The organism is Stenotrophomonas maltophilia group sp. RY12688, assembly GCF_052149045.1.
GTDB lineage: Bacteria > Pseudomonadota > Gammaproteobacteria > Xanthomonadales > Xanthomonadaceae > Stenotrophomonas > Stenotrophomonas sepilia.
In genome coordinates this window covers 1224209-1237672 of the sequence record NZ_CP197389.1, presented here as the reverse complement: position 1 = coordinate 1237672, position 13464 = coordinate 1224209, and the positions used below count along the sequence as shown (strand labels likewise).

Below are 13464 nucleotides of genomic sequence, written 5' to 3'. Positions count from 1 at the left end.
CTCTGCGTTCAGCTCGTCATACGCACGAGTAACAGAGCCCTTACAGGCTTGGTCATCTCCCCCTTGCCACCGCACGCGGCCCGCTCGGACTCCATGAGCGCGATTTCCTGCCTGCTGAGCCAGTTGTTCTCAACCGAATTCTTGGCAATGTCCTGCAGCGATTCGATGGTCAGCGTGCCGCCGGTCTTGACGTCGATGCGGTCAGCCGTGGCGGTCGCGCCGCGCAACGTGGTGTCACCCTCGGCCTTCATCGAGATGTTCTTGCCGGTCAGCGTGGTGTTCTGCCAGGTGCTGCTCTCGGCATTGGCCTTGCTGCTGCCAACACTGGCTTCGGCGTACACGTACACGCCGTACCCGCCATTGCCGGCGAACAGGTCGCTCTGCTGGTCAACACTCTGATAGCTGCCATTGGCCTTGTCTGCACTGGCGTAACCGTCTGCATTCTCGATTATGCTGAACGACACTTGCGCGTACTGATGGAGGCAGCGCTACCTCAACAGTCTCGACGCGAACATTTGGTTCAGTTCGGGCGGATTCAACAGGCCCGCGCAGACAGCAATCATCGACAGTGGCGTAGTCGCTCGAGAACCTCCTCCCGAGCAGGAAAGCGTGAAATGTACTCACCATCAATCTCAGAAAGCCCACCACGCCACTGGAAAACTCTGTTACCCGGCATGAAAACCGACACAAGATTTACCAATAGAATCTCGTCAATTTCACCACCATCATCATCCATTTCAATACTGAGCAACGCCCCCCCCTCTACCACCAAGGAAAGCCCCTGCGCCACCAAGTATTCTGCGACTGCCCCACCCCTCAATATTTCAATTCTGATCCACGGCTCAACCTCCGACTTCCGACTCCACTCAGCATTGATCTCCCACTTATTCACCTTCAAATCAATAAAACTACATTCATTCAAACTTTCGTGATCTTGAAAGTATGAAATCGGAACTTCACCCCACGCCTGACAGACGAGAGATTCCCTCTCAGGAATTACCCCTTCAGCGACCAGCACAACCACATATCTAGTTCCCATCACATATTTCCCGTTTCCTGAAGACGTCGCAGCCCCTTTTCGGCGTTTTTAACCAACTGATCCCTCGCTGATTGCGGCAATCGCTTGAATGCTTTGTCTATCTGCGGGGCTAGCGGCAATGAAAGGTCTGGACGGAAGTCTACGATTGAGTCCTTGCCCCCGCCGGATTGTATTTGAAGCTTACCATTGGGCTCGATATCCACTCGCAACAACCTCTTTCGGCCACCAATAACAGCCTCAACTGGCTGGCCAATGGTCTCGCTCGCCTTGATTACACCCTTGGTTCCGGAAACAGCCGAACCCATGCCGGGGCTTTTGATGCCCCAGCTGCCCCGCAATGCTCCCAATCCCCTATCTGCCCCTCGTGACAAGATCGCAAGGTAAGCAGCCATCTCTTCGGTCTTCGTCATGACCGACGATTGATCGATGGCACCCTGCATGTAGATGTCAGGGTGAAGAGATGATACATAGCCCCGCATCAAGCTCAATGTCGAAGAAAGACCCTCCAAAGTTGCCTCGAGGTTTCGCCGACTCTTGTCCATAAACCATCGATCGAGACCCTTGTCCATGATCTCTCCGACGGCTGTCATAGCCGAAGCGAGGGCGTCATTTTTAAGCTGACGATAAGCAAATGCTGCGTCCGCTCCCGGCGTGGGTCCAGCGACCCTGTCCTCAACCGCAACACCGTACTGTTCCCAGTATCGATCGACACGAGTCGCCCACTCGTGCTTCCAGTCGTCCTCTGAAGTCGCTGGATAGGAGCGCATACTCAGCTCAACAGCAGCACCGTACGCAAGCAGCTCACGATCTCGCTCTGCGTTCAGCTCGTCATACGCACGTGTCACGGAGTCCTTACAGGCTTGGACATCTCCCCCCTTACCGCCACACGCGGCCCGCTCGGACTCCATGAGTGCGATTTCCTGCTTACTAAGCCAGTTGTTCTCAACCGAATTCTTGGCAATCCCCGCATTCAACGCGATCCCAGCCAGATCCTGCCCCGACAACCCGCCCGCCAGAGCTCCCACCGCCTGTGACAGCGCCAGCACTGTTTCCCTTTCCTGTGGGCTGAGGTTCGAAGGGTCCCCGCCGAACAACTTGTCCGTCAGGAACTTCGCCGCCAACTCACCACCACCGGCCGCCAACGCCCCACTCCCCGCCTTGCCACCATTGGCCTCTGCCAACAGCGCGCCCAGCAGCGCGTGCGACAGCATCTGCATGGCCTCGCTAGGTACAGCACTCTGCTTGTTCGGGTCAAACGTCTTGCCGATCAGTTCAGCCGCATACGGCGCCAGCGCGTTGGAACCCAGCTGACCCAGTCCCAGCCCTTCAACACCACCGACCAACGCGCTGGTCACTGCGCCGAGCGCGCGGCCATAGACGCCATCCGGGGCCCACTTTTGCTGGGTAGCGAGCGCATCGGGGTAGGTTGCATCGAACGCGACCAGGCGCTTGAACTGCTCATCGGGAAGAAGCGCGTCGAATGCCCGTTTCTCTTCGGGACTCATCGGCTCCCGATACTTGTCCGTGATCTTCTTCGCATCCGCACTGCCAATATCCCAGGCAATCTGCTGGCTGGTGGCCATCACCGTCCCCGCCGCAGCCGCCATCGCCTGCTGGTCAGCCAGCAACTTGTTCGCGTCCGGCAATGCATCCAGCGCACGATGCGCTCCACTGGCGTCGGTGTTGATGCCCAGCTCGGCCGCCGACGTCTGCTTGCCACCGATGGTGATGTTGCCCTCGGTCAAGGTGGCAAGGGTGGAGCTGCTGTCGCTGCCCTTCTCCATCATCGGCAGGCCCGGACCACCTCGCGGTGCGGCGGTTCCCGGCTTGGGCGCCCAGCCATCCATCTGCCCGCCCGCACCACCACTGATGCTGCCGGAGCTGGCCGTGTAGTCCATGTGGTTCTGCAGGTCAGTGAACGTCAGCGAGCCCGCAGTCAGTTCACTGTTGCCCGCATGGGCGCTGGCAATCGCGCCGCCAATCAGGTTCACGTGACCGGCATCGACGTGGTACCCACCATTGCCTGCAAACAGGCCGCTCTGCTGGCCAACACCCTGATAACTGCCGCTGGCCTTGCCTGCACTGGCATAGCCGTCGGCATTCCACGCGGTGCCGAACGACACCTGCACGCGGCCACCCACCTGGCTGTTCCTGGACATGCTCTCGGCGATGTCCTGCAGCGACTCGATCGTCAGCGTGCCGCCGGTCTTGACGTCGATGCGATCAGCGGTCGCCGTGGCACCACGCAGCGTGGTATCGCCCTCGGCCTTCATCGAGATGTTCTTGCCGGTCAGCGTGGTGTTCTGCCAGGTGCTGCTCTCGGCATTGGCCTTGCTGCTGCCAACACTGGCTTCGGCGTACACATACACGCCGGTCTGCGCGCCCACCGAGACGCCCACGCCGACTTCGGCGCCGGCATTGCTGCTCTTGCTGCGGTCGGCTACATGCGCCTTGCCTGCTTCCAGCAGAATGTCGCCGGCCGAATCCAGGCTGAGCGTGTTGCCTGCACTGAGGTTGCCCTGCACCACATGGATGTCGCCCTGGGTGCTGGTCAGGTTGACGTTGCCGCCGCCCTGGATGGTGGAGCCACGCGACACCCTGCTGCTGCCATCGGCACTGCTGTTGGCGGTCTTGAAACCGATGCCTGCTTCAGCACGGAACAGTTCGCCACTACCGCCACGGCCGGACAGCGCCGAGATCGCACTGGCTGCCTGGTACGCGTTGGCGCCCGCCGCCATGCCCTGCATCTTCTGCAGGCGATCATCGGACTGACGGGCCGCGTCCACGTTGTTGATCAGATCGATCAACGGCGACTTCACCCGCGCGAACAGGCCGATCTTCAGGTCCTTGTCGCTCTGCGAGTAGTGGCCGCTTTCGTCGGCGGTCAGCAGCTCGATCTCGGCGGCGGTGATGTTCACGTCCTTGGCGGCCACCACGTTGCTGGCCGTCTGCGCGTACTTGCCACCGGCGGTCAGGTTCACGCTGCCACCCAGACTGCCGATGCTGCTGGCCACCTGTGACACCTGTGCGCTATCGTCCTGGTGCTGCTCGCGGTGCCAGCCAGAGAACTTCTCGGTATCCGATATCTGTACCGTGCCGATCGCCTTGCTGTCCGACGTATTGGCGTTGCTGACCGTATCCTGCCCGCTGCGGACCCGCAGATCGCCAGCCGCACGAATGTTCACGTCCTTCTCGGCCGCGATGTTGGCTGCGGTCAGGCTGATGTTGCCCTCGGTGGTGGCCATGCGCACGCCGCCACCGACCGACAGCTGCGTGCCGGTGATGGTGTCACTGCTGCCGCTGCCCTGGCTCTGCGAGTTATTGGTACCGAACGGCAGGCCGCTGGTGTTGTTGGCAAAGCCCCAGCCCTTGCCACGGCTGCTGCTGTCGCTGCGCTCGGTGTTGTGGGCCACGTCGAACACGATGTTCTGGGTGGCCAGCAACACGGCGTTGCCCTCGGCAGACATCTGTGTGCCTTGGCTGAGGATTGAGCCGCCGTTGGCAATCAACGTGAGATCGCCGCCTGCAGCCAACTGGCTGACGCGGGCATCACTGGTCGAATGGCTCTGTTCGCTGTTGGTGCGCTGGCTGCCGGCAGTCACCACGGTCGACGTGGTGGCCGCGCGCAGGCCGGAGGCGGCGCCTTCAGCGGTGCGGGTGATCCGCCCCATCGCCGAGCCACTGTCGGCCATGCCGTCGGTGGTCGAATCGCGGGCGCTGCGGTAGGCCTTGGTCGGGTCGTAGGTCACGCCCACCGAGAAGCCGCTGGACTTGCTGGCCTGGCTGGATTGGTTGTCCGTGGTGTCCTGTCGCGCAAGCAGCGCAATGTCCTTGCCCACCAATGTCAGGTTCTCGCCTGCGGCGACATCCGACGCCTCGATCATCAGTGTGTTGCCAGCATTGATCAGCACATTGCCGTCGCGCGAGGCGATCGCCGATCCCACCTGGGTGGTGGACTGCTCGGCGCGGGTGCTGCTGTTCTTCGCGCTGCTGTAGCCGACCGATGCCACGCCGTTGCCGAAGCCCCCGGTAACGCCGGATTTCTTTTTGCTTTCGTTGGACTCACTGCTGTGATGGTCCTCGGCGGCAGTGATCAGCACATTGTTGCCAGCCCCCAGAATCACATTGCCGGTGGCATCGACCACCGCACCTACCGCAGTCAGATCGCGGCCAGCCGTGATGTTGATGCGCTCGCCCTGGATCGCCGTGCCGATGGCATAGCTGTCGCTGGCGTCGACGCTGCGCGTGGTGGTGGTGCTGGAGAGCGTCTTCTTTTTCTTGTCGTAGCTGTCCAGGCTGTAGTCGTGCGTCTCGTTTGCCGAGAGCAGGTTGACGTCGCGGCCAGCGGCAACGCTTACCGCGCCGTCATTGCTGTCGACCAGCGCAGCCGTCAGGTTCACGTCCCGGCCCGCGTTCAGCAGCAGATTGTCCCCGGCCTGCAATGTACTGCCACGCACCGTCTCATCACGCTGGCTGACCTGCAGCGAGCTGCGCTTGCCCGCGTTCGCAAAATCCCGGCTCTCGCTGTCCACCAGCGCCTGGCTGTTGATGTCCCCACCGGCCTGCAGCGCCAGACCGCCCGCCGCCTTGATCTGCGCGGCGGCCAGGTTGATGTCCTTGCCGGCGGCCAGCACCACGTCGCCAGCGCCCTGCACCGACGAGGCAGCGTGTGTCGTCTTGCTGCTGCGCTGGTGGTTGCGTTCATCGAAGGTGGCGTCGCGGCGCTCCTCCAGCGCAATCGCACCAACATCCAGAGTGCCGCCTGCGGCCAGCTGGGTCAGGCCGTCGGCGCCGGCGTTGCGGATCTGTGCGGCCTGCAGGCTGATGTCACCGCCAGCCACCACCGACAGCATGCCGTCGCCACTGGGGTTGGTCACATACAGACCAGCAACCCGATCAATGCGGTTGGTCTCGTACTGGTAGGTGCCACCGCCCTGCTGTGTCTCCACCGTGGAGGCCACCGTGACATTGCCCGCAGCCTTGACCGACAGCGCATCGGTGGCCGTCACGGCGGCACCGACAACACGGATGTCCTTGTCCGACGACAGCCCGACGTACTGGCCGGAAATGCTGCCGCCGAGGTGCTCGATGTTGCCGGCATCGATGGTCACCAGCTTGCGCCCGGCGATGTTGCCGGTGTTGACCAGGCCATTGCCCAGTTTGATATCGACATTGGCGCCGGCCAGCAGTGCACCGTTGCCGTCCAGGTCGCCCGGGCGCAGGCGCAGGTAGACCTGCGGCACCAGCGCGGTGGTGGTGCTGCCATCGGCCAGGGTGACGGTCTGCTCGACCAGCCAGACGATGTCGCTGGTCAGCTGTGCCATCTGCGCTTCGGTCAGCGCCACGCCGGGGCGAAGGCCCCATTCGCTGGCGACCGTGGCACCGGCCTCCAGCAGCGCGCGGTACTGCGCCTCGTCACTGGCGTAGCCGTCGAGGAAGCGGCGACCGGTCAGCTGGCCGATCTGCTCGCGCACCAGCTTCTGCTCGTAGTACCCATCACCCAGCCGCTTCTGCACGGTATCGGGCGAGTAGCCCATCTGGCCCAGCAGGTGGTCCGAGCTCAGCCAGGTCTTGTGGTCGGTAAAGCGCGGATCGGTCTCGACCAGGTAGTGGCCACCGTTGGGATTGACGTTGAACAGGCTGGCGCTCGGCACGCGCGTGTCCGGTGCACCCATCGCGATGCGATCCGGCGATCCTCCAATGGCTGCGACCACGCGCGGCCCGGACGTACCGGTGTTGCCGCTCACGCCGCCGACGCTGCTCCCTTGCTGGGTGCCGGCGGCATCGGCCGCCTGCGCCAGCGCGCGTTCGGCACCGGTGCCGGTGGACTGGCCCGGCCCCTGCGCACCGCCGTGGCCCGGCCCATCCGGCAGCGCTTTGGGACCCTGCACGTTGAGGTTGGCCATCGCCGAACCGTTCTGCACGTTCGGCGCGTTTCGCCCCTGGTTGAGGTTGCTCAGGTCACCGACGTCGATGCTCAACGAGCCGCCGCTGACAATGCTGCCGCCAATCTTACCGGTCACCTCGGAAATGGCCGGAGCACTCCAGGTCATCACATCCCCGCCGAAGGTGTGGCTGACGTTGGAGAACTGGTGCGTGCGATACAGCGTGGCCGCCAGGTTCTCCACCTTTGCCGCGCCGGTCAGGCCGATAATGTCCAGATCGCCGCCGGCGGCAATGCTGCCGTAGTGATTGCGCAGGTCATCGCTGCGGATGCGCATCGCACCGCCTGACCGGATGACCGCATCGGCACCGACGCTCGGCTGCAACACATCTTCGGTCACGGTGCGCGTGGCCAGGCGATACTGCTCGTTGGCACTGGTGGAGTTGCCGCCCGCAAACTGTGGGCTGGTCAGAATGCGGTCGGGATCGTAGTCCTTGTAGGTCCACAACTGCACGCAGTTGGTCGTACAGGTGCCATACGCTGACGAGTAGGTGAGCTTGTCATCGACGTAGCGGAATGCCGGCGAATCGGGATGCAGGGTGGCCAGCTCGGCAAACGGATCGTCGGCACCAGCGGCAACCTGGTCCGGATTGACCTGGTTGTCCTGGCGGCCGACGTAGTACATCACCACCGTGCCGTCCTGCACGTTCAGCCGCGCACGCTCACCCAGCGCGGCATACAGCCCACCGCGCCCGAAGAAGTAGGCACTGGTCTGCGCGGTCAGTCGTACCACCGCACGGTGCACGGTGAAGCCATCCGGCGTGATGTGCGGCGTGTCTTCCAGGATATCGGTCGGGTTGAGGTAGTACACCTCGTGCGCCGAATAGTGACTGGTGCTGCGAATGTCCTCGGTGCCATTCTTGCCGTTGCGCCACCAGGCGGGTCGATCCATGCGCACCGGAGCGTTCACGGTGGTGGTCTGTGTGATGACCACGTTCTCGCGGATGTTGTTGACCACCTGCGCATCGATGGACAGGTTGCCGGTGACGTCGATGACCGAGCTGATGTTGTCGATCCGCCCGGCAATGCCGCTGGCGATGCGATCGGCACTCAGCGTGCCGCCGATGGCAGCATCACCGCCGCTGTAGATCAGGCCCTTGCCGGTGTTCTGCAGCTCGCGCACGCCCAGGTCCAGGCGCTCGCGTGCAGCCACGGTGCCGACGCGGGTGGCACCACCGGCCTCTTCGGCGCGATTCTTCAGCACGCCGGTGGAGATCGCCACGCGATCACCGTAGATGCGCCCGGTGCCGAGATTGTCGATTTCGCCGGCCTCCAGGTGGGTCAGCGCGCCATCGATCAGGCCGCGGTTGGTCAGCTGGCCACGGGCATTGAGGTGGGTCGTGCCCTGGCTGGAGATCTCACCCGAGGCCGCATTGGTGATGTTCTGGGCGTTGAGGTCGAGGTTGCCACCGCGCACCACACCCTGGTTGTCGAGGTCGCCGGACAGGTTCAGCGACAGCGTGCCGTTGGCGATCCATTCGCCACGATGGCGCATGCCCTGCTGCAGGGTGAGGCCGAGGTCACGCTGCGCCTGCACCTGGCCGTCTTCGCTGAGCGCACGTGCCACCAGGGTCTGGCTGCCATCGGCGCGCAGCAGGCCACCGCTGTTGGCGACGTTGTCCGCGTGGCTGTCCAGGTTGCCGCCGGTGCTGATCACGCCGCCGGTGTTCTGCAGCTGGCCGTTGATCTGCAGCCGCGCACCGCCATCGGTGACGACCTGGCCCTGGCTGTTGTCCAGCCACTGTGCACCGAACTGCAGCTGGCCCGCCTGCAAGCCACGCGTGCCGTCGCCGCCACGGGTGTTGCGGTTGTCCATGCTGGCGGCCGTGAGGGTCAGCAGCTGGCCGGCAGCGATCGCGCCGTCAGCGTTGTCCAGGTGCCCGTCCAGGGTCAGGTCGAGGTTGCGCCCGGCCTGCACGCGCCCACTGGCATTGGCCAGGCTCGCCGCCTGCAGCGACAGATTCGCGGCGCTGGCAAGTGTTCCACCGGAACTGTTGTCGACGCGGGCCAGCAGCAAGCGCGCATCGCCTTGTGCATTGACTGCGCCGCCACGGTTGTCCAGCACGCCACCATCCAGCTGCAGCTTCCCGGCCGCCAGCAATCCGCCGCTGCCGGCGGTGGCGCGGTTGTCGATGTCCTGCCCGGCCGTGTTGATGGCCAGGTCGGCCGCCGACTGCACGCGACCGCCCTGGTTGTCCATCTCGCCACTGCGAACGATCAGGTCGCCCTTCTGCGTGCCCAGCGTGCCGGCGCGGTTGTCCAGCCGCTGGCCGCGGGTATCGATGTCCAGCTGGCCGCCCAGCAGCGTGCCGCGCTGGTTGAGCAGGCCGTTGCCCTGCAACTGCAGCCGTTCGCCGGCCTGCATCGCGCCGTCGCTGTTGTCCACGGCTGCCGCCGTGGTCGCGCTCAGGTCCTTGCCAGCGACCAGGGTGCCGTGGCGGTTGTCGAGACTGCCGGCGCCCAGGGTCATCGTGCCGGTGCTGGACAGCAGCCCCTGCTCGCCATTGTCGAGACGACCCTCAACGCTCAGCACCAGCGCGCTGCCGCCCGCATGCACGGTGCCGCCCTGGTTGCCGAGGCTGGCCGCGGTGACCGTGCCGGCACCGCCGAGCAGGATGCGGCCCTTCTGGTTGTCCAGCGCCTGGCCAATCGCCAGCGTGGAGTGACCCGCGCCTGCACCCTGCAGCGTGCCCTGTGCATTGATCAGCTGCTGCGCGGTGACAGCCAGCGCGCCATTGCTGGCCAGCGAACCGCCGCGATTGTCCAGCACACCCTGTACGCGCAGGCGCAGCGCGTCTTCACCGGTTGCGGTGAGCGTGCCACCGGCGGTGGTCAGGGTATCGGCGGTGATGTCGACGCGGCGCGCCGAGGCGGTTGCCGCGGTCAGATCGAGGTTGGCGCCGTCCAGCGCGAAGCTGCCATTGCTGAGCACGCTGCCGCCGTTGCCCAGCAGGGTCTTCGCCGAGACCTGCAGCTGGCCGCTCCCCGCGTGCTGGATCCTGCCTGCACGGTTGTCCAGCACCTGTGCCAGCAGGGCCAGGTCGCCATTGCTGGCCAGCGTGCCACCGGCATTGCCCAGCGTCGTGGCCTTGATGCGACTGGCGCCTTCGCCGCTGGCGATGATGCGGCCACCGGCGTTGTCGAGCGTGGTTGCCTCAAGGTCGAGGCGATCGGCGCCCAGCGTCGCGTCACGATGATCCACGTCGCCAGCACGCAGGGTCAGCGTGGCCGAGGAGACCAGCGTGCCCTTGCTGCCGTCCAGGCGGCCGGTGGTGATGTCCAGGCCCTGGTTGCCGGCCTGGCGGATGCTGCCGCCACTGTTGTCCAGCCGTGCGGAAGTGACCGTCAGGCGATTGGCGTTGCTGGCGATCGTGCCTTCGTGGTTGTCCAGCGCAGCGACGATCTGCAGCGTGCTGTCAGCCGTTCCGGCACCGCTGAGCGTGCCCTTGCGGTTGATCAGTTCACCGGCCTGAACATCCAGCGCGCCGTTGCCGGCGATCGTGCCGCCGCTGTTGTCCAATGCCTGCGCCACACGCACTAGCAGCGCCTCGCTGCCAGTCGCACTGAGGCTGCCGCCGGCATTGTCCAGGCGCTGCGCATCGATGGCGGTGCGCTCGGCCTGGGTAACGCTGCCGGCGCCGAGCACAAGCTCGCCCCCTTCCAGCGTCAGCGACGACTGGCTGAGGATCCGGCCCGCCGCGCCCTGCAGGCTGTCGGCCCGGATCTGCAAGGTGCCTCTGCCCGCGTGTTCGATCGCGCCGCCGCGGTTGTCCAGGCGCGCTGCCTGCAGCTGCACATCACCAGTACCGGCCAATCGGCCACCGTTGCTGTTGTCCAGCAGCTCGCGGGCCAGCACCTGCAGCGCACCACTGCCTGCGGCCAGCACCTTGCCGCCCTGGTTGACCAGGCTGCCAACCTGCAGCTGCACCTGGCCATTTCCGGATATCGCGCCGCCCGTGTTGTCCAGGGAGTCGCGCACCGTCAGCGCCACACCCTGCGTGCCGGCCGACTGCAGCGTGCCCTTCTGGTTGTCGATGCGACCGGCGTCGATGCGCAGGCCGCCGTTGCCGACGATCTGGCCGCCCTGATTGTCGAACGCATCGCGCACGTCCAGCGCCAGCGCCGAGACACCCTGCGAGACGATCTGGCCCTGGCGGTTGCGCAGTGCCCCGGCGTGGATCTGCACACTCTGCGCCGATGTCGTGCCACCACTCACGTCCAGCTCGCCGCCGGACAGCACCAGCGCGCCGTTGCTGAGCAGACGCCCTTCGCTGCCACGCAACGTATCGGCCTGCACGCTCAGGATGCCGGTGCCAGCCTGCTGAACTAGGCCGTTGCTGTTGTCCAGCGTGGTCGCGACCAGTGCCAGATCGCCGTTGCCGGCCAACGTGCCGCGGGCACTGTTGTCCAGCGTCGTGGCCTTCACCGAACTGGCCCCGCTACCCAGCGACAGCAGGCTGCCGCCCCGGTTGTCCAGCGTCGCGGCCAGGATCTCGAACCCGGCCGCACTGAGCGAACCGTTGCGCAGATCGGCGTTGCCGACCAACCATTGCAGGCGGCCCAGGGTACTCAGTCGCCCACCGCTGCCGGCCCAGTCGCCCGTATCCAACGCGAGACCACCGCCACCGGCATGTTCGATGCGGCCTCCCGCATTGCCGACCTGGCCTGCGCGCAATGCAAGCCGCGTGGCATTGGTGGCCAGCAGGCCACCGTCGTTGTTGAACAGGCCCTGCACCGTCCACGACGATGCCGCCTTGCCGGCGTGGCGCAGTTCACCACCGCGGTTGTCGAGCGCCTGCGCATCCAGCGACAGGTCGCCGGCCACGCTCAGCGCACCCTTCTGGTTCGACAACAGGCCCACCTGCAGCGCGGCATCGCCATGCACCTGCAGCGTGCCGCCGTCATTGCGCAGCTCCCCCCCAGCCTGCAGCGCGCTCACGCCCAGGCGACCGCCGCTGTTGTCGAGACCGTTGCGTGCGGCCAGTGACACCGAGCCGCCGTTGCTGATGCTGCCGCCGTCGTTGTCCAGCGTACCGGCGATGGCGATCAGGCCCTCGGCCAGGGGCAGCTCCGGCGACGTCGGCGTGCCCGCCGAGCCCCCATTGCCGCCTCCGGTTCCCGGCGTTCCCGGCGTGCCGGTTCCGGGTGTTCCACCGCCATTGCCGGGCGACGCGCCGCTGCCAGCGCTGCTCCCGTTACCACTTGATGCCATGGCATCCAGTGCACCCAACAGGCCATTGCTACGGTTGCTGGCTGCGTCGGCCTTGAGTGCCAGCGCTTGCACACCGGTCTGTTCAATGGCGCCGCCATGGTTGCGCAACCCCTGCGCCTGCAGCTGCAGGCGCTGTGCATTGAGCGTGCCGTTGCTGTTGTCCAGCGTGCCACCGGCGGTGATCGCAACTTCGCGCGTGGCGGCGATGGTGCCGCCATTGGCAAGATCGCCACCGGCCTGCACGCGCACGTTCTGCCGCGACTGCAGGGCGCCGGTGTTTTGCAGCCGGCCATCCACCGTCACCACCAGCTCGCCGGCCTGTGCGCCAATGCTGCCGGCATTGCGCACGCCCACGCCGTGCTCATTGCCGACCAGCCAGATCTTGTTGGCGAACATGCCGCCCAGCGCACCAACGTCCAGCGCGAAGGCCGGCGCCTCGCCGCTGGCCGCGGTCGCACTGGCCTGGCTGTGGTCGGCACTGACCACGTTGTTGCCCAGCGTCGCCTGCAACTGATTGGCCCAGATGCCGGCGTTGACCTGCAACGAACGGGTGATCAGGTCGGTGTAATCGGCACGGCTGGTGTCCAGGCCATCGCCATCGATCTGGATCGCGCCCCCTGTGACGCGGTAGCCCTCAAGTGCGCCTGCACCCGTGAACATCGGCGTGCCGGTGGTCAGGGTCACCCGGCTGGCATTGAGGAAACCGCCGCCATTGACCTGGATGCCGGCCGGGTTGGCAATGATCACCTCGGCGCGCTGCCCGGCCACTTCCACATAGCCGTTGAGCCGGCTGGCCCGACCATTCACTTCATTGAGGATGACCCGTGCACTGCCGGTGGCAAGCCACGGGTTGCCCGGCACCCAGCCGCCCAGCTGCGTCTGCACCTGGCCGCGGGCGTTGTTGAGGATGACGCCATCGCGGCCCACGTCGAACTGCGAATAGCGGTTGCGCGACACACCCGCTGCCGACGGCGTGGTGATGTTCACCATCGGCACGCCATTGGGTGCCGTCACCATCGTCGGCCGTTCACGGCCCGGCGCATTTGGATCGGAAATGATGCGCGCATCGGACTGCGCCAGCGCAGGCGTTCCCAGGCTGACCCAGCCCAGTGAGCACATCAGTGCGAAGCCCAGCCGCGACAGCGCAGCGCTCTGCCGGCCCGGCACTTGGCCGACCAGGCCACCGCCGCCCTTCACCAGCTCCGAAGCCACCTGCCAGACGCGCAGCGCGCGGTTGAGAACCAGACGATAGATAGTGTTCATGTCACG

Annotated in this window: 3 protein-coding genes; all 3 read right to left on the bottom strand. The window is 65.4% G+C overall.

The window, feature by feature from the left end:
* Nucleotides 1-8: 8 nt before the first annotated feature.
* The 3 genes from ACS0OT_RS05700 to ACS0OT_RS05690 all read right to left on the bottom strand — a co-directional run bounded on the left by ACS0OT_RS05700 (nucleotide 9) and on the right by ACS0OT_RS05690 (nucleotide 13458).
* A complete protein-coding gene (locus tag ACS0OT_RS05700) occupies nucleotides 9-464 on the bottom strand; it encodes a hemagglutinin repeat-containing protein (protein ID WP_065186722.1) in 456 nt (151 codons plus the stop codon).
* Nucleotides 465-559: 95 nt separating this feature from the next.
* On the bottom strand, nucleotides 560-1024 hold the full coding sequence (locus ACS0OT_RS05695) for a hypothetical protein (RefSeq protein WP_196769553.1): 465 nt from the start codon (nucleotides 1022-1024) through the stop codon (nucleotides 560-562).
* A 14-nt stretch (nucleotides 1025-1038) separates the two neighbouring features.
* Nucleotides 1039-13458, bottom strand: a complete 12420-nt coding sequence (locus ACS0OT_RS05690) for a hemagglutinin repeat-containing protein (protein ID WP_442256077.1) — start codon at nucleotides 13456-13458, stop codon at nucleotides 1039-1041.
* Nucleotides 13459-13464 lie beyond the last annotated feature (6 nt).

What these genes read in the sequence shown, in the direction of transcription:
- ACS0OT_RS05690 (WP_442256077.1), bottom strand. Translation starts at nt 13,458, where the DNA reads ATGAACACTATCTATCGTCTGGTTCTCAACCGCGCGCTGCGCGTCTGG.